Annotated in this window: 12 protein-coding genes; 3 read left to right on the top strand and 9 right to left on the bottom strand. The window is 60.3% G+C overall.

What is annotated here, in order from left to right; all coding sequences use genetic code 11:
• Window positions 1-26: 26 nt before the first annotated feature.
• Genes fdhE through fdnG form a run of 4 tightly spaced genes read right to left on the bottom strand, consistent with a single transcriptional unit; the run spans window position 27 to window position 5,620 of the window.
• Window positions 27-953, bottom strand: a complete 927-nt coding sequence (gene fdhE, locus AC1RS8_RS06080) for a formate dehydrogenase accessory protein FdhE (RefSeq protein WP_057714813.1) — start codon at window positions 951-953, stop codon at window positions 27-29.
• 3 nt (window positions 954-956) lie between these two features.
• On the bottom strand, window positions 957-1,622 hold the full coding sequence (locus tag AC1RS8_RS06075) for a formate dehydrogenase subunit gamma (RefSeq protein WP_057714812.1): 666 nt from the start codon (window positions 1,620-1,622) through the stop codon (window positions 957-959).
• Window positions 1,619-2,554 carry a formate dehydrogenase subunit beta gene (gene fdxH, locus AC1RS8_RS06070; RefSeq protein WP_489338520.1) on the bottom strand — a complete coding sequence of 312 codons (936 nt, stop codon included), beginning with the start codon at window positions 2,552-2,554 and terminating at the stop codon, window positions 1,619-1,621. The genes AC1RS8_RS06075 and fdxH overlap by 4 nt, the downstream gene beginning before the upstream one ends.
• Complete coding sequence (gene fdnG, locus AC1RS8_RS06065) at window positions 2,555-5,620, bottom strand: formate dehydrogenase-N subunit alpha (protein ID WP_489338521.1); 3,066 nt, start codon at window positions 5,618-5,620, stop codon at window positions 2,555-2,557. It lies immediately after the preceding gene.
• Between the two features lie 289 nt (window positions 5,621-5,909).
• Between fdnG and AC1RS8_RS06060 the strand changes: the two genes are divergently transcribed.
• Window positions 5,910-7,064 carry a MalY/PatB family protein gene (locus AC1RS8_RS06060; RefSeq protein WP_154909072.1) on the top strand — a complete coding sequence of 385 codons (1,155 nt, stop codon included), beginning with the start codon at window positions 5,910-5,912 and terminating at the stop codon, window positions 7,062-7,064.
• Between the two features lie 198 nt (window positions 7,065-7,262).
• Entirely contained in the window at window positions 7,263-8,624 is a 1,362-nt protein-coding gene (locus tag AC1RS8_RS06055) for a cation:proton antiporter (protein WP_489338522.1), read from the top strand.
• On the opposite strand, the gene AC1RS8_RS06050 is transcribed toward AC1RS8_RS06055, so the two are convergent.
• From AC1RS8_RS06050 to AC1RS8_RS06035, 4 genes are all read right to left on the bottom strand, one after another.
• On the bottom strand, window positions 8,602-10,518 hold the full coding sequence (locus tag AC1RS8_RS06050) for a hybrid sensor histidine kinase/response regulator (protein ID WP_489338523.1): 1,917 nt from the start codon (window positions 10,516-10,518) through the stop codon (window positions 8,602-8,604). The genes AC1RS8_RS06055 and AC1RS8_RS06050 overlap by 23 nt on opposite strands.
• Before the next feature lie 100 nt (window positions 10,519-10,618).
• A complete protein-coding gene (locus tag AC1RS8_RS06045) occupies window positions 10,619-11,521 on the bottom strand; it encodes a zeta toxin family protein (protein ID WP_057714805.1) in 903 nt (300 codons plus the stop codon).
• 125 nt (window positions 11,522-11,646) lie between these two features.
• The gene (locus AC1RS8_RS06040; RefSeq protein ID WP_489338524.1) at window positions 11,647-13,926 is read right to left on the bottom strand and encodes an ATP-dependent DNA helicase; all 2,280 of its coding nucleotides are present in this window, start codon (window positions 13,924-13,926) and stop codon (window positions 11,647-11,649) included.
• Window positions 13,923-15,590: a VRR-NUC domain-containing protein gene (locus AC1RS8_RS06035; protein WP_489338525.1), complete on the bottom strand. Its 1,668-nt coding sequence runs from the start codon at window positions 15,588-15,590 to the stop codon at window positions 13,923-13,925. The genes AC1RS8_RS06040 and AC1RS8_RS06035 overlap by 4 nt, the downstream gene beginning before the upstream one ends.
• Before the next feature lie 197 nt (window positions 15,591-15,787).
• On the opposite strand from AC1RS8_RS06035, the gene AC1RS8_RS06030 reads away from it, so the two are divergent.
• A complete protein-coding gene (locus AC1RS8_RS06030; RefSeq protein WP_057714802.1) occupies window positions 15,788-16,012 on the top strand; it encodes a YgdI/YgdR family lipoprotein in 225 nt (74 codons plus the stop codon).
• Between the two features lie 122 nt (window positions 16,013-16,134).
• Here AC1RS8_RS06030 and AC1RS8_RS06025 read toward each other — a convergent pair whose 3' ends face one another.
• A complete protein-coding gene (locus AC1RS8_RS06025; RefSeq protein ID WP_489338526.1) occupies window positions 16,135-17,988 on the bottom strand; it encodes a polyurethane esterase in 1,854 nt (617 codons plus the stop codon).
• Between the last annotated feature and the right edge of the window lie 41 nt (window positions 17,989-18,029).

Genomic DNA, 18,029 nt, shown 5'->3' with positions numbered 1-18,029 from the left:
CTCGCGCCAGAGTGTAGACGCTGCGGTCATTCGTCTCCCGGCGCCAGCAACAGATTGGGTGCCAGACGCTGATAACCGTCCTGGGTCAGGCGCATGTCGAGCATCAGGCTGGACAGGTCTGCCGACAACGCTTCGGCGTCCGCATCGTTCTCCAGATAGAGCAACTTCAGATAACTGTTGCAACCGGGGCAGACTTCGGCGCGCAACGGCGCCTGGTTGGCGGCATGGCGATCATCTTCAAGGCTGAGGTATTCCAGGCCCTTGCTCTGTTCGCAATACACGCATTTGACCCGCACCACATGCCACTCGCAGGCACACAGCGAGCAGACCAGATAACGCAAGCCGTTGTGCTTGCCGCGATGACGGATGACCCCGGCCATGGCCGGCGAGCCACAGGCCGGGCACTGGCTGAGGCTGTCGCCGGGAGTTAGCGCGAGGTTCGGCGTACTCAACAGCCAGTGGCTCCAGGCTGTTTGAAGCGCCGCACCGAGAAACGGCACCAGCGCCGCTGGCACCAGCGAATACTGGCCACTGACCAGCGCCACCGCCCAGGCGCGACGTTGCCCGGCACCGACCAGGCGCAAGGTGTCCACGGCATCGGCCACGGCGGATTGTGACGGTGCGCTATAGCACTGCAGCAAGGCATCGAGGTAAGGCTGCCAATCGTCTTCGCGCGCCAGGCTGTCGGCCGCGAACGGCGGCAAGCCGTGTTGCTGGCACAACTCGATGCGTTGTCGGTCAAGGGGGTCGCTTGGCGGCGGGTCGTCCAGCACCTGTTGCTGCACCCGGCACAACCCGGCGATCAGGCGCAGGTAATCGGCCATCGGGTGCCCTTCGGCCAGCGTTTCCAGGCGCTGGCCACGCAGGCTGAACAGGTTATGCGGTGGCATGTACAGAAACGGCGGCGAACTGGCCGCCGCTTCGATTTCTCCGGGTTCAAGGATGGTTGGCAAATGTCAGCCCTTTTTGGTGATCGGTCGTTTGGGCGCTTCGCCGCGGGTCTCATCTTGAGTCACTTGGCGATACCAGAGTTCGTGGTGTTTCCTGGCCCAGCCGCGGCTGACCCTGCCGTGCAACATGGCGCTGACCGAGCCCTTGATCCAGATGCCGGCATAGATGTGCACGATGATGCTCAGGATCAGCACGAAACCGGCCAGTGCATGCAGCAACATCGCCCAGCGTATGGTGGTGATGCCGAAATACTCGCTGAAGTACGCACGCCAGATCACCAGCCCGCTGAACAACAGCACCAGCATGCACAGCAGTAAAGTCCAGAACAGCAGCTTCTGCCCGGGGTTGTATTTGCCGATGGGCGGGACGCCCTCCTCTTCATTTTTCATCACCCGGTCGATGCGCCTTAGCCACAGGCGATCATTGGCAATGAAGTAGTTGGCGCGCCAGAAGCGAAACACCAGGCCGAGGAACAGTACGAACATCAGCACGCCCATGAACGGGTGCAGGATGCGTGTCCATGGCCCGCCGCCGAACAGGTTGCTCAGCCAGAACAGCGCCGGGTGGAACAGCGCCAGCCCGGACAATCCGGCCATGAGGAACAGAATCGCCACCAGCCAGTGATTGGTGCGCTGGTTGCTGGTGTAGCGCAGGATCGTCTTGTCGCTCATGGCCTGCCCTCCCCTCGGGGATCGAAGGTGTGCACCGATGGATCGACTTCGTGCACGGCGTTGTCCGGCGGCTCCGGATGTTCATCCTCTTCGACGATTTGCGGACCGACGCGCACGTAGTGGAAGAACCCGGCCAGCACCGCCGCGCCCATGGCCAACAGTGCCAGGGGTTTGCTGATGCCCTTCCATAGCCCTACCAACGGACTGATCGCCGGGTGATCGGGCAAGCCGGCGTACAGCCTTGGCGTATCGGCGTGGTGCAACACGTACATCACGTGGGTACCGCCAACGCCTTCGGGGTCGTACAGGCCGGCGTTTTCAAAACCCCGGCTCTTGAGGTCGACGATACGCTCGGCCGCATGTTCCTTCATGTCGTCCTTGGAGCCGAACACAATGGCACCGGTCGGGCAGGTTTTCACGCAGGCCGGCTCCAGCCCTACCGCCACCCGGTCAGAGCACAAGGTGCATTTGTAGGCCTTGTGATCCTTTTGCGAGATCCGTGGAATGTTGAACGGACACCCGGTGATGCAATAGCCGCAACCGATGCAATGATCCTGATCGAAATCGACGATGCCATTGGCGTGCTTGATGATCGCCCCCGGGCTGGGGCATGCCGCCAGGCAACCGGGCTCTGCGCAGTGCATGCAGCCATCCTTGCGGATCAGCCATTCCAGGTTACCGGCTTCGGTCTCGTGCTCGGTGAAGCGCATCAATGTCCAGGTTTCTGCGGTGAGATCCTGAGGATTGTCGTAGGTGCCATAGTTATGGCCGACCTCGTCACGCAACTCGTTCCATTCCGAGCAGGCGACCTGACAGGCCTTGCAGCCGATGCATTTGGTCGTGTCGATCAGCTTGGCGACTTCCTCCATGCCGCGCACTGAGGGCGCAGGTGTGGTGGTGGCCGAGCGGGCAATGATGTCTTGGCTGGCCATTTAGACTTTCTCCACGTTGACCAGGAATGACTTGGATTCCGGGGTCTGGGTGTTGCCATCGCCGAGGAACGGCACCAGGGTGTTGGTCAGGTAACCGTGGCGCGTAAGGCCGGTGAACCCCCAGTGCAACGGAATGCCGATCTGGTGCACCACCTGATTGTTGACCTGCAGCGGACGAATCCGCTTGGTCACCACCGCCACCGCTTCGATGAAGCCACGCTTGCTGCTGACCCGCACCCGGTCGCCGGCGACGATGCCTTTTTCCTTGGCCAGCACTTCGCCGATTTCCACGAACTGCTCCGGTTGGGTAATCGAGTTGAGCTTGCAATGCTTGCTCCAGAAGTGGAAATGCTCCGTCAGCCGGTAACTGGTCGCGGCGTACGGGTAATCCTTGGCCACGCCGAGGGAATCCCACACCGAATCGAAGATCCGCGCCGCCGGGTTGCTGGTGGCTTTCTTGTTTTGCGGGTGCAGCGGATTGATGCCGATCGGCGTCTCGAACGGCTCGTAGTGCTCGGGGAACGGGCCTTCGTTCATCTTGTCGACGGCGAAGAATCGCGCCACGCCCTCGGGGTTCATGATGAACGGATTCATCCCCGCTTCCGGCGGCACGTCGGCTTTGTAGTCCGGCACATCGGTGCCGGCCCAGGCTTTGCCGTTCCACCACACCAGGCGTTTTTTCGGATCCCACGGCTTGCCTTGCAGGTCCGCCGAGGCGCGGTTGTAGAGGATCCGCCGGTTGGCCGGCCAGGCCCAGGCCCAGCCTTGATGCTGGTGCATGCCGAACGGATCGTTGTTGTCGCGCCGCGCCATCTGGTTGCCGAGTTCAGTCCAGCTGCCACAGAAAATCCAGCAACCGGACGCCGTGCTGCCATCGTCCTTGAGCTGGCCGAACCCGGCCAGTTGCGCATTGGCCTTGATCGCCGCGCCCGTCGCGTCGGCGAAGTCCGTGGTGGCGGAGCCGTTGATTTCCTTGGCCAGCTCTTCCGGCGAAGGTTCCTCGGGGATCTTGTACGGCCACGACAGTTTGAGCATCGGGTCGGGGTATTTGCCGCCATTGGCCTGATAACGCTGACGCAGACGTATGAACAGCTCGCTCATGATGCGGATATCGGTCTGCGCTTCACCCGGTCCGTCGGCGCCCTTCCAGTGCCATTGCAGCCAGCGGCTGCTGTTGACCAGCGAACCGTCCTCTTCGGCAAAGCAGGTGGTGGGCAGGCGAATGACTTCGGTCTGGATGTCGGCGCTGTTCACGTCGTTATACGGCCCGACCTTTTGCCAGAACTCCGAGGTCTCGGTGGCCAGCGGATCCATCACCACCAGCCATTTCAGCTTGGCCAGCGCCGCCATCACCCGGTTCTTGTCGGGCAATGCGGCAATGGGGTTAAAGCCCTGGCACATGTAGCCGTTGACCTTGCCCTGCCCCATCAGGTCGAACACCTTGAGGATGTCGTATTGGGGAATGTCCAGTTTCGGCAGGTAGTCGTAGGCCCAGTTGTTCTCGGCCGTGGCGTTGGCGCCGTACCAGGCTTTCATCAGGCTGACGTGGAATTTGCCGTAGTTCTGCCAGTAGGACAGTTGCCCCGGACGCAACGGCTTTTGCGTGCGCTTGACGATGTAGGCGTTGTAGTCCTGTTCGGCATCGCCGGGTAGCGTGAGGTAGCCCGGCAGTGAGTTGGACAACAGGCCCAGATCGGTCAGCCCCTGGATGTTGGAGTGCCCGCGCAAGGCGTTCACGCCGCCGCCCGGCATGCCGACGTTGCCCAGCAGCAGTTGCACCATCGCCGCGCTGCGAATCATCTGCGCGCCAATCGAGTGCTGGGTCCAGCCCAGCGCATAGAGGATGGTCATGGTCTTGCCCGGTGTCGAGCAAGTGGCGATTTCCTCCCAGATTTTTTGCATGGCATCGACGGGCATGCCACAGATCTGGCTCGCCAGTTCTTTGCTGTAGCGGCTGTAATGCTGCTTCATCAACTGATAGACGCAGCGTGGGTCCTGCAGGGTCGGGTCGACCTTGGCAAAACCGTCTTCACCGAGTTCATAGCCCCAGCCGGACTTGTCGGTGTAAAGGCGCTTGGCGGCGTCGTAGCCGCTGAAGATCCCGTCCTCGAAGCCATAGCCGGCTTTGACGATGAACGACACGTCGGTGTAGTTGCGCACGTATTCGTGCTGGATCTTGTCCTCGGTCAGCAGGTAATTGATTAACCCGCCCATGAAGGCAATGTCGGTGCCGGTGCGAATCGGCGCGTAATAGTCGGCCACCGAGGCGGTCCGGGTAAAACGCGGGTCGACCACGATCAGCCGCGCCTTGTTGTGCGCCTTGGCTTCGGTCACCCATTTGAAGCCGCACGGATGCGCTTCTGCTGCGTTGCCGCCCATCACCAGGACCAGATTCGCGTTGGCGATATCGGTCCAGGTATTGGTCATGGCACCACGGCCGTACGTCGGGGCAAGACTTGCCACCGTCGGGCCGTGTCAGACACGCGCCTGGTTATCGAACCCCAGCATGCCGAGACTGCGCACCACCTTGTGGGTGATATAGCCGGCTTCGTTGGACGCCGCCGATGCCGCGAGGAAACCGGTAGTCAGCCAGCGGTTCACCGTTTGACCTTCGGCGTTCTTTTCGATGAAGTTGGCGTCGCGGTCGGCCTTCATCAGGTCGGCGACGCGATCGAGCGCTTCATCCCAGGAGATGCGGGTCCATTCGGTGCTGCCGGGTTTGCGCACCTGCGGGTATTGCAGGCGGCCGGGGCTGTGAATGAAGTCCAGCAGGCCTGCGCCTTTAGGGCAAAGGGTGCCGCGGTTGACCGGGTGGTCGGCGTCACCTTCGATGTGGATGATGTTTTGCGCGACATTCTTCGCCGTATCGCCCTGGCTGTACATGATCAAGCCGCAACCGACCGAGCAATACGGGCAGGTGTTGCGGGTTTCATGGGTGTGGGCGAGCTTGAAGTGACGCACCTGTTCGGCAAAGGCAAGCGTTGGGGCCATGCCCAACGCACCCAGGCTAGAGCCTGCAAGGCCGATGCCGGCGACCTTGAAGAACTGACGACGGCTGAGATCCATCGTGCACTCCTGATCAGGTGGAACCCGGTACATGGCCGGGTTTTTTCGAACAACCACGGTCGCGGCAGTCTGGCTGCCGACACTACAAACTGTAGTCAATGCTGTCGAATTCACCATGACAGCCGACCGTCGGCCCTCCAGACACTACCCACTGTAGGAGCGAGCTTGCTCGCGATGGTGTATCAGCTGAGTGAGTGTCGACTGACACTCCATCGCGAGCAAGCTCGCTCCTACAGGGGGTTGGCGCTTATCATGGCGCCATAACCAACCTGCCGTTACGAGACCCCGCATGACTTTCGATTTTGATCAGGTGTTCGACCGCCACAACACCGGCAGCACCAAGTGGAGCCGCTACCCCGCCGATGTGTTGCCGATGTGGGTCGCCGACATGGATTTCGCCGCGCCGCCGATGATCATCCAGGCCCTGCAAAAACGACTGGAACACCCGATGGTCGGCTACAGCGTGGCCCAGGATGACCTGCGCGAGGCAATCGTTGCCGACCTCTGGAACAAGTACGCCTGGCGCGTCGAGCCCCAGGAGCTGATATTCCTGCCGGGCGTCGAGTCCGGCTTCAACATGGCACTGAAGGCACTGGTGCAGGCGCCACAGAATGTCGTTGTGCAGGTGCCGAACTACCCACCGCTGCGTCATGCGCCCGGGCATTGGGGGCTGAACAAGGTCGAACTGAATTTCGATGCGCAAGCCGACGGCACCTACACCACGCCGCTGGATACCCTGAGCCAATCGCTGCAAGGTGGTGGCGCACTGCTGCTGAGCAACCCGCATAACCCGCTGGGCAAGGCCTTCCCCCGGGCAGAGCTGCAAGCCATTGCCGACATTTGCCTTGAGCATGATGCCTGGATCATTTCCGACGAGATCCACGCCGAGTTGTGCTTCGACGGCCGCCAGCACATTCCGATGGCGACCCTGAGCCCACAGGTCGCCCAGCGCACCATCACCTTGATGTCGGCGAGCAAGGCCTACAACATCGCCGGCCTGAAGACCTCCTTCATGATCATCCAGGACCGCCACCTGCGCGAGAAGGTCAACCACGCCCGTTGCGGCATGGTCGACAGCGTCAATCCGCTGGGCATGGAAGCCACCCGCGTCGCCTACAGCGAAGCCGCGCCATGGCTCGCCGAGCTGAAGGTCTACCTGCAAGGCAACCGGGATTACCTGGCCGAGGCCGTACACACCCGCCTGCCGGGCATCACCATGAACCTGCCGCAAAGCACCTACCTGGCGTGGCTCGACTGCACGGCACTGGGGCTGGACGACCCGCAGCAGTTTTTCCTCGAACAGGCCAAGGTGGGTTTGAGCGCCGGCCTGGACTTCGGCAATGGCTGCAAACAGTTCGTGCGCCTGAACTTCGGCTGCCCAAGGTCGCTGCTGGAAGAAGGCATTGCGCGGATGGAGCGCAGTTTGCGCCATCTCAAGGCCTGACCCGCCCCCTCTAGCCATACCTATCCCCTTGTGAGAGTGAGCCTGCTCGCGATGGCGTCCTGTCAGTCGGCAATGTGTTGCCTGACACGGCGCTATCGCGAGCAGGCTCACTCCTGCAGGTAATAATTGAACCGATGCAGCCCTTCAATGCTCAACAGCCTATAGCCCTGCACTGACGGTTGTTTCGGGATCTGAGCCATGAGTTTCGTTGCCTGGGTGGCGGTGTTGGGCGCGGTGTTGCTGACCCTGGCACTGACTTCGTCGTACCTGCGCTGGATGCCGGTCACCACTTCGGCGGTGTGCCTGGTCCTGGGCATCGCCATCGGGCCGGCGGGCCTGGGTATGCTCAGGCTGGATATCAAGGAGGCGGCGTTCTGGATCGAGCACCTGACGGAAGTCGCGGTGCTGTTTTCATTGTTTGTCTGCGGGCTCAAGCTGCGACCTCCTCTTCGTGATCGCCGATGGCGAGTGGCGTTCGTCCTGGCGGGACCGGTGATGGTGCTGACCATTGTCGGCGTCTGCCTGCTGCTGCATTTCGCTTTCGGACTGGCGTGGGGGCCGTCGCTGCTGATCGGGGCGATATTGGCGCCGACCGATCCGGTCCTGGCCTCGCTGGTTCAGGTCAATGACGCCAAGGATGATGATCCGGTGCGGTTCGGGCTCTCGGGCGAGGCGGGACTGAACGACGGAATCGCTTTTCCGTTCGTGATTCTGGGACTGTTGTATTTGCAGCAAAACGGCAGCTTTGGCAGCGGTCTGGATGACTGGTTTTTCAAGCGCCTGTTGTGGGGCGTGCCCGCCGGACTGCTGACCGGTTACTGGATGGGGCGCGGTATTGGTCACCTGACATTAATCATGCGCATCAAGAATGCCGACAGCACGTTTTCCCCCAATGACTACCTTGCCCTGGCCTTGATCGCACTGGCCTACGTCGTGGCCGAAACCATCGGCGGCTACGGGTTCCTCTCGGTGTTTGCCGCCGGCCTGGGCTTGCGCCGGGCCGAGGTCAGGACAAGCAGTGACGCCCACACACCGGCCGAACACCTGGTTCAAGCGGTGGTCGGTCATCAGCATGTCGAACCCGAGGCGGCCGTGCTCGGCAATGTGGAGCACCTGGAAGACACGCAAGTCGCCGCCGGGATCATGATGGGCGACATGCTGTCGTTCGGCAGCCTGGTGGAACGGGCCATGGAAGTTTTTCTGGTCACCTTGCTCGGTATTGTGCTGATCGCGCACTGGGACTGGCGGGCGTTGCTGGTCGCGTTGGTGCTGTTCGGGATGATTCGCCCGCTGACGGTCTGGCTGATGCCATGGGGTTCGCTGCTCAATGGCCCGCAACGCTGGTTGATTGGCTGGTTCGGAATTCGCGGCATCGGGAGTTTCTACTACCTTTTCTATGCCTTGAACCACGGTCTGCTGCCTTCAGTGGCAACGGTGTGTGCCGACCTGACGCTCTCGGTGGTCGCCCTGAGCATTCTGGTCCACGGCATCAGCACCCAGCCGATGCTTGCCCGCTATGAACGGCATAACCGCCGCGTCACTTCATCGCCAAGGCAATGACTTCCACCAGGTTGAGCTGGGTAAAGGGTTTCGACAAACGAGGTAGACGCTCGGCAATGCCTTCCAGGCGTTCGGCAAAACCAGTGGCGAGGATGATCGGCACGCTCGGCCGAATGAGCCTGATGGCGTTGGCCAGTTGCGCGCCACTCATCTGTGGCATGGCCATGTCGGTGATCACCAGATCGATATCCGGTTCACTGCCGAACAGCTCCAGCGCCCTGGCTCCGGAAGGCGCACTGATGACCCGGTGCCCGAGGTCCTCGAGCAGCAGACTGGTGCTGGTCAACACCAGACTGTCATCGTCCACCACCAGTACGCACAGGCGGGGCACTTCCACGGTCTGCGTTTGCGCTACAGGCTCAGCCACCGAACCCCGGGTGGCAACCGGCAACCACAACTCGGCCGTCGTACCCTGATCCTTGTTGCTTTTGAGGATGAAGCGCCCACCCAGTTGCTCGATAAAACCGTGGACCATCGATAACCCCAGGCCCGTACCTTTACCGACGCCCTTGGTGGTAAAGAAGGGGTCCATCGCCGAGGCCAGCGTGGTTTCATCCATGCCCTCGCCGGTATCGGCAATGTTCAGGCACACATAACGCCCCGCGGCCAATGATGAGGCGCCGCCGGTGACCTCCTCGGTCCTGGCACTGAAGATGATGGTCCCGCCGTGGGGCATGGCGTCGCGGGCGTTGGTCGCCAGGTTCAGTACGGCCAGTTCCAGTTGATTGATGTCCGCCATCACCGGTTCAAGATCCTCGGGAAAGCGTGTTTCGACTTTCACCGAAGGCCCCAGGGAGCTGCGCAATAGCCCGGAAATGCCTTCCACCAACGCCGGTATCCGCACAGGTACCGACTTGAGCTCCTGGCGTCGGGCAAACGCCAGCATGCGCTGGGTCAGGGATACACCGCGCAAGGCACCTTGGGTGGCGTTGTCGATCAGGCGGGTTATTTTGGGGTCATCCGTCACCCGTTTGCGCACGATTTCCAGATTGCCGAGGATCACCGTCAGCAGGTTGTTGAAGTCGTGGGCGATCCCGCCGCTGAGCTGGCCGATGGCCTGCATTTTCTGCGCCTGGAACAAGGCCTCACGGGTTTGCTCCAGCGCCTGCTGCGCCTGGGTGACTTCAGTGATGTCCCGGGTGATCTTGGCAAAACCGAGCAATGTGCCGGTGTCGCCCCAGATCGGGTCGACGATGACATGGGCGAGGAACCGCGTACCATCCTTGCGCATCCTCCAGCCCTTGTTTTCAAAGCGCCCTTCACGAACGGCGATTTCCAGCGTCCGTTGTGGCTCGCGGGCATCGCGATCCTCCGGGGTGTAGAACATCGAAAAATGCTGGCCAATGACCTCTTCCGGCAAGTAACCCTTGATGCGCTGGGCGCCGGGGTTCCAGTTGCTCACCCGGCCGTCCGGAGAAAGCATGTAGATCGCATAGTCGGTAACGCTCTGCACCAGCAGGCGAAACTGCTGCTCGCTTTGCTTGAGGACTTCCTCGGCCATTTTGCGATCGGTCAGGTCCCGGGTGATTTTGGCGAAACCGAGCAACGTACCCGACGGGTCGAAGATCGGATCAATGACCACATGGCACCAAAAATGTGTGCCGTCCTTGCGTACCCGCCAGCCTTCGCCCTCGAAACGCCCTTCACGAATCGCCGTGTCCAGTGCCCGCTGGGGCAAGCCAGCACGGCGATCGTCATCGGTGTAGAAGCGCGAGAAATGCTGACCGAGGATCTCGGCTTCCTCGTAGCCCTTGAAACGCCTGGCGCCGGCGTTCCAGCTGGTAATGATGCCGTCGGGATCAATCATGTAGATCGCATAGTCGATCACTGCATCGATCAACAGGCGAAAGCGCTTGTCCTCAACGGTACTCGGCCTGTTTCGATCCTCGCTCATTGAGTTCTCGCGTCATGATTGTTTTTCTGGAGTATGAGACAAACTGCCAATTTGGAAAGCCATGACTGCGGCAGTTTGCTTCATAGCCTGCAATCCCGGCTTAGCGATACACGTATTTGGTGATATAGGAGTAAAGGTCGTTGTAGACAAAATCGGGAACCTGTTTGTCATATTTGCTGGTTTTAAGCAGCTGCAGATGACATTCCCTGACCATCTCGTCACGCTCCTCCATCGAATAGACGGACCTTCTGAGGATAGTGTCATAGGCCCTGTACGCATATGGCAGCAACGTTGAAACTTCGTTCAGATTCCCATTTGGGTCCAGGGTATAGGTGCTGTGAGCACGCAGTACCCGTTCGCTCAGCGTGCCCAGACCGCGCTCGTACAGGAAGATTTGCGAGCCACTCACTGTCTTTGCGATGAACTCGAACGCAACGAGAACCGCAGGGGCGTTACTGATGCTCGATTCGAGTCTCGAATAGCTGACAAACCGTTCCATCTCCTGCTTTTCCAGGCTGGAGAATGCTCTTTTGATGCTGGACAGATGGGCGAACGCGTGATTGCAGCCCACGACATGGACTTCGAGTTGATAACCGGGAACAAATTTTGCCAATCCGGCAAAACCGATGTCATCGAACGCGCACTCCATGATGATGTTGCATCTTTGAGAAAGCGCGTTGGCGAAGATTTTCTCACCGAGTTCCCTGGCAAACGCTTCTGTATGTTCGTAGGCGTGCAAAACGCCGAGCTTGATCATGTCGGCGTAATGCGGGTGTTTTTTTCGATATTCAGGCAGGTACAGTCGAATGTAGTTCCCGTAATTCCCGGATGGCAGCAAGCTTTTTTCCAACAAGTAAGTCTTGCCCGAGCCCTCCACTCCGGCGGTGATCAGCAACTTTGGGATGGCTTCAGCAGTTTTGCCGACGAAGAGCGCAGGGAAGATTTCGTCGAACGCCTTGATCACGTCGTCTGAGGAATAGTTGTATTTCGGTGCTTCTGACATACCTTGATTTCCTTATCAAAGAATTGGGTTGTGATATCTAGCCTCTCCAATAAAGCGTGCTGGCGTTGATTGTTCAATTCGTTGTTTTGATCAAGGTATGTATTTGTTTTTAAAGGTAAAGATTCCTACGGCGCAGAGCGAGAATTCGTTGGCGCAATCGACCACCAGCGCGGCAGTAATTGCCTGACCTTGTGCTCGCCAAAACGGTCGTCGATCAACATCACCACTCCTTGATCCTGTTGCGTACGGATGACCCGTCCAGCGGCCTGAACCACTTTCTGTACGCCGGGATAAAGGTAGGTGTAGTCATAACCGGCACCGAAAATGGCGGCCATGCGCCGTTTCAGTTGCTCATTTACCGGATTGAGTTGCGCCAGCCCCAGCGTGGCGATAAACGCGCCGATCAGCCTGGCGCCGGGCAAATCGATGCCTTCACCAAAGGCCCCGCCCAATACCGCAAAGCCGACGCCCTGGCCTTCGACGTGGAATTGATCGAGAAACTGCTGACGCTGCGCTTCGCCCATGCCTCGGGACTGCGACCACTGACTGATATTCGGATGTTTCTCGGCGAGTAACTGCGCCACCTGCTGCAAGTAATCGAAACTGCTGAAAAACGCCAGGTAATTGCCGGGGCGTTTGCAGAACTGTCTGGCGATCAAGTCCACGATCGGTTCGAGAGAGGACTGGCGATGTACGAACCGCGTGGAGATCTGGTCGACGATGTGCACTTGCAGTTGATCGGCGTGAAACGGCGACTCGACGTCGATGCACACCGTGTCCTGCGGCGCTCCCAGTAAATCGGCGTAATAGTGCCGGGGGCTGAGGGTCGCGGAAAACAGCACCGTGCTACGCGCGGCGGTCAGGCGCGGGCGGATGAAGCCGGCGGGGACTACATTGCGCAGGCACAGTTGCGAGAGGTTGCGCTGGCGCTCGAGGTCGCGCTTGCTGATGTCGAACAGGAACTGCTCATCGAACAGTTCGGCGACCCGGCAAAAGTGCAGCATGTCGAAGTAAAATCCCTGCAGTGCGCTATCCAGGCCTTGAGGGTGCTCGTTGAGGTAGTCACCGATGTTGGCGCTGCACGATGACAGCGCCTGCAGGAGCTTTTCCGGCGCTTTGTCATAGGCCTGATAGGCGCCGGTTTGCGCGTTATGCAGGGCATTCCACTCGCGGCTGACCCGTTGCATCGGTTTTTTCAGCGCTTCGGGCGCGGTTTTGCGCACGCCGTTGAAGGTCGCCTGGTCGAGGCTGGCGCTGTACATCTGCCGGCCGCGTTCCACCAGGTTGTGGGCTTCGTCGACCAGCACCGCGACCTTCCAGTTGTTGGCCTGGGCCAGACCAAACAGCAACGCGCTGAAATCGAAATAATAGTTGTAGTCGGCAACCACCACGTCGGCCCAACGCGCCATTTCCTGGCTCAGGTAATACGGGCAGACATCGTGCGCCAGGGCGACCTCGCGCAAGGCGCTCTGGTTCAACAGGCTCAGTTGACTGGCCGCCTGCCGTGCGGCGGGCAGGCGATCGTAGAACCCCCGGGCCAGTGGGCAGGACTCGCCGTGGCAGGCTTTGTCCGGATGTTCGCAGGCCTTGTCCCGGGCGATCATCTCCAGCACCCGCAACGGCGGCGCATCGGCGCTGGCAAGCATCACATGCGCGGCGTCCAGGGCCAGTTGCCGTCCCGGGGTTTTCGCCGTAAGGAAGAACACCTTGTCCAGTTGCTGCGGCGCCAGCGCCTTGATCATCGGGAACAAGGTGCCCAGGGTCTTGCCGATGCCCGTGGGCGCCTGGGCCATCAGGCAGCGCCCCGTGCTGACGGCCTTGAACACCGATTCGGCCAGATGACGCTGCCCCGGTCGAAAACCGGCATGGGGAAAGGCCAGGCCCTGCGCAGCCAGATTGCGCCCTTCTCGATGGGCGACTTCCTGTTCGGCCCATTGCAGGAACTGCGCGCAATGCCGTTCGAAGAACTGTTGCAGCTCGATGGCGTCGAAAGACTCGACCAGGCAGGTCTCCTTTTCACTGACGATGTCGAAATACACCAGTGCCAGACTGATCCGCGAGAGGTGCAGTTTCCGACACATCAACCAGCCGTAGATCCTGGCCTGGGCCCAATGCAATTGGCGGTGGTTGGCCGGTTGTTTGCTCAAGTCGCCGCGGTAGGTCTTGACCTCCTCCAGGCAGTTTTGCCCGGGGTCATAGCCATCCGCCCTGCCCTTGACCGTCAAGGTTTGATACTGGCCCTCAAGGGCAATTTCGCTTTGGTAACCCTCGCTGCGCCGCGAGGCCACCGTACGGTGCCCGACGATACCTTCCAGCGCGGTCGGTGACGGTGTGAAGCGCAGGTCGAGGTCGCCGGCCTTGGCGGTGAACTCGCACAGCGCCCGCACCGCGATGCTGTAGCTCAATCGCCCTGCTCCGCCCATTGCACGTAGCACACGGCGATGGGCATCTGGTGCTCATGACAGAACTCCAGCCAGCGCAACTGGTTGTCCTGCAGGCGATCGCCCGGGCCCTTGACCTCGATCATGCGGTAGGTCTTTTGCTGCGGCCAGAACTGGATCAGGTCCGGCATGCCGGCGCGATTGGCCTTGATGTCCAGCAAGAGGCGGTTGAACCAGTGCTTGAGGTGCTCGGCCGGGAGGCAATCGAGGGCTTGCTCCAGCAACTCTTCGCTGAGCACGCTCCAGTACACGAACGGCGACTGCACGCCCCACTTGGTGGCATAACGTTCGCGGATGGTCTGCCGGTAGCGCCCGTCGTCGAGTTCGGCCAGGCAAGCCTGAAACAGTTCGGCCCGGCGGACATGGAAGTCTTCGCTGAGCAAATCCACCGGCCCGCGCTGGAACGGGTGAAAAAACGCCCCCGGCAAAGGAGCGAAGATCGCGGGCCAACACAGCAGGCCAAACAATGAATTGACCAGGCTGTTTTCCACGTAGTGCACCGGCGCCGAATCTTGCGCCAGATGCGCCTGAACATAGAACTCGACCGATAATGCCGGGTCTGTCCTGGGCAATTGCAGGTCCAGGCGCTGCATTTCCCGAGGCGCTGCCCGCTTGATGGGCGGCCCGCCGAGCTTGCGCCGCAGACGTGGCAGGACGCGGAGCAACTGTTGGTGTTCCGCGGCGCTTTGCGGTGCCTGTTCGGCCTGCACGGCCAGGTCCATCGCCTGTTCAAACTGGCCGCTGCGTTCCAGCACGCGAATGAGCCGCGCACGCGCGCCGGGAAAAGCGCATTCGCGGTACAGGTTCAGGGCCATGGAGAAATCGGCGATGCGTTCGCAGTACTGGGCCATCTGGAACAGCAGCTTGCCGCGCCGGCGCTGCAACCACGGATTGTCCAGCGCCAGGCCCTTGATCCGCTCGGCCACCTCTTCCAGCGCTTCACCGGCCTCGAATTGTTGCTGGTATGCGTGCAGGAGGACGCAGGCATCCACGTCTTCGCGGCTGCGCAAGCCACGGGACTCGGCACAGAATTCGACTTTTTCGTAGGTGTAGATACCGAGGTCGGCCAATACGAACTCCGACCAGTCCTGATACAGGTTGCCGAAAAACATCAGGCGCAGGCGATCGCACAATTGCATGATGGTCAGGCTGAACAGACGCTCGTCCAGGCTCGGACACCAGTCGTTGAAGCTTTGCACCTGGGGAAACTGCTCGCACAGCGCCGGCAACCAATCGGCTTTCCTGCCTTTGGGTTGATCGATGACCGGGCCAAAGGCCTGGAGGATTTCTGCCTTGAGCAGCACCTCGAACAGTTCGTCGATGGCGATGGGCATTTGCCCTTCGACCCAACGCAGCTCGAGCAGCGGGCCGGCGGCGGTGCCGATATCGCCGATTTCGTCGTAATGCAGCTTGCTCGCCCTGAAATGAACGCCTTTGCGCATCACCATTCTGACCAGCAGCGCCTGCGATTCACGGGGCAACCGCTTAAACTCATGTGTGAAGCGCTGCTCTTCGACGCTCAACAAATCGCTTGAGCGCTGCTCAAGCCAATCAAGCACTTGCATGAAGTTGTTCAAGTAGTAGAACGGATCGTCGAGGGGATTTGCAGTCACAGGGAAATGGGCCATGGCGAGCGAATACTGGTTATGCGTACAGATACCAGTTCCGCCCTGCGCGGCGCAATCGGAAAAGGATAAATGGCGGCGCTGTACGGTATTTTTTCCGGGCAGTAGAACTTTCTGCCCCCGGGCGGCACCAACCGCCAGAGAGAAACGGTGACAGCCTCGAGCTGATGGTGCTGCTTCAAAACGTACGGGAGGTGATTATGGACATCAAGACATTGGGCTTGCCCTTGGCGGCGGCGGCCCTGCTGATGCTGGCCGGTTGCTCGACGCCAACGGTGGTGACCCTGCAGAACGGCACCCAGTATTTGACCAAGGACATGCCGGAAACCAAGACAAAGGATGGCTTCTTCGAGTTCGAAGATATTTCCGGGGCGAAAGTGAAAGTCAAGGCTGATGAAGTGGCCACGATTCGCAGGGAAGACTGAATTTCGCGTTATCGTTCATCGCGGGAAAGCCCGCTCCCACAGGGTATGCGCCAACCTTGCGGGAGCGGGCCTGGTCCGGGCGGCGCTCCGACGAAGAGGCCCTTACCGGCGCCAACTCACCATCAGGCGATCACAAACCCCGCACCCGACAAACTGTCCAGCCCGACCCCGACCAATGTCACTGAATCATTGCCAAACGTCAGCACGGTATCCTGCCCCACCACGGTGGCATGGTCCCGGAAGTCGTCGGCCGGCGTAACACCCTGTACCCCGAGAAACACCAGTTTGTCGTTCGACTGATAGCCCAACACCCGGTCGTGACCAAACGCGCCGTTGAACAGGAACGTATCGATCCCGCCCCCCGATTCCAGCAGGTCGTTGCCGGCCCCGCCGATCAAGACGTCGTTGCCCTTGCCTGCGATCAAATGATCGTTGCCGTCGAGACCGAACAACCAATCGCCGACCGCCTGCGCCTTGAGCGTATCGTTCCCCATGCCCCCCTTTATCGACGACTCGTACCGGGTCAGCTGGTTGCCGTCCGCCAGCCCGTTTGCGGTGACGCTGTGGGTCACGTCATCCTTGACCAGCCCCCATAAAAAGCCCGGCTCCTTGCTCATGATGCTGCCGATGTCACGGGTGATACTGATGCCGTCATTGGCATCGCGGATGTACAGGTTGCCGGCGCCGTCGTTGGCAAAGTCGAAGTTTTTCACCGACTGCTGCAAGTCGAGCACGTTGTGCCCGTTGCCGCCCAAAAGGACGTTGTAGCCACCGGCATCACGGAAGGTGTCGTTGCCGTCGCGGCCTTCCAGATAGTCGTTGCCCTTGCCGCCCTGGATCAGGTCGTTGCCGTCACTGCCGATAATGAAAGTGCTGCCTTTGTGGATGTCGGCATTGCGGTTCAGGTCCTGGACCCAGGTGTTGGCCCGCGCCGGGTCCGAGAGGTTGGCAACAACAATGGTCGAGTCTTTGCTGGTGAGGTCGTAGAACCGTGACTCCAGCACCCGGGTCATGCCGTCGCCATAACCGGTCGGCAAGTGGGAAATCCAGGTCGGAATGTTGAGGATGGAAAACGGCAGCAGATTCCATGCGGTCGACGCGTAGTGGTCATTGAAGCTGACAATGTTGTTGGTGGCCGAGGCTTGATCGGCATCGTGCACACCGACCGATGCCAGGTTGAACGCCGAACCGTCCAGCGCGCGGAACACTGGATCGTTTTCATAGCCGACGTTCAGCACTTTGTCGCTGCTGCCTTGAGTTGGCGAGGCGTACGCAATGTAGTTGGAATCCTGGAAGAAACCGCCCCATTTTTCGCGGCTCAAATCCGCCAGGCTATTGACTGCCAGCCCGCCGAGACTGTGACCACTGACCAGCACGTCATTACCGGACAACCCGTTGGCCCGGGCAAAAGCCGCGACGTCGGCGAGCAGCTTGCCGAACGCTTCACCCACATAGTTTTTCGCGTAATCCTGTGGACCCAATGCCGCCAACAGGTCATTGATGACATCGCCGATGGAGTCACTGATCTGGCTTTCACGAGGGCCACTGGTGCCGCGAAAGGCGATGCCGATTTCCGTGAGGTGCCCTTGGGCGTCGTATTTACCGAGGATTTCCACCTGGGCGCTGGTATAGCCGGCCTTTTCACCGAAGAAGGTTCCCCGTGCATCGACTTTGCCGTCATAACCCAGCTGCGCGGCGGTGATGGGTGTCCAACCGGCTTTCTGTACCGCGTCCAGTGCGGCCTTTTCCGAATCGGGGTTCCAGGGGATACCGGGAATCACCCCTTGGGAGTCGGTGCCGCCAATCAGCGCGGTCACCAACGTTGCCGGCAGGCCCACGCCGAAACCGTTGTGCTGGTAACCGGTGGCAAAGCCGTTGTCGAGGTTGTGATAGGAGTACAGCGTGATTGCCATCGCGTCGGTGAACAACGCTTTGGCGTCTTCTGTACCAAGGTTCTTGTAGTCGTACACACCCATGGGTATTGCCTCTCTCTTTGTTGGAATTGTCAGAGATAGCT

The sequence above is a fragment of the Pseudomonas sp. GW821-FHT12A04 genome (assembly GCF_058807755.1).
The sequence above is the reverse complement of the archived record's forward strand: the minus strand, read 5'-3'. Positions and strand labels throughout refer to the sequence as shown.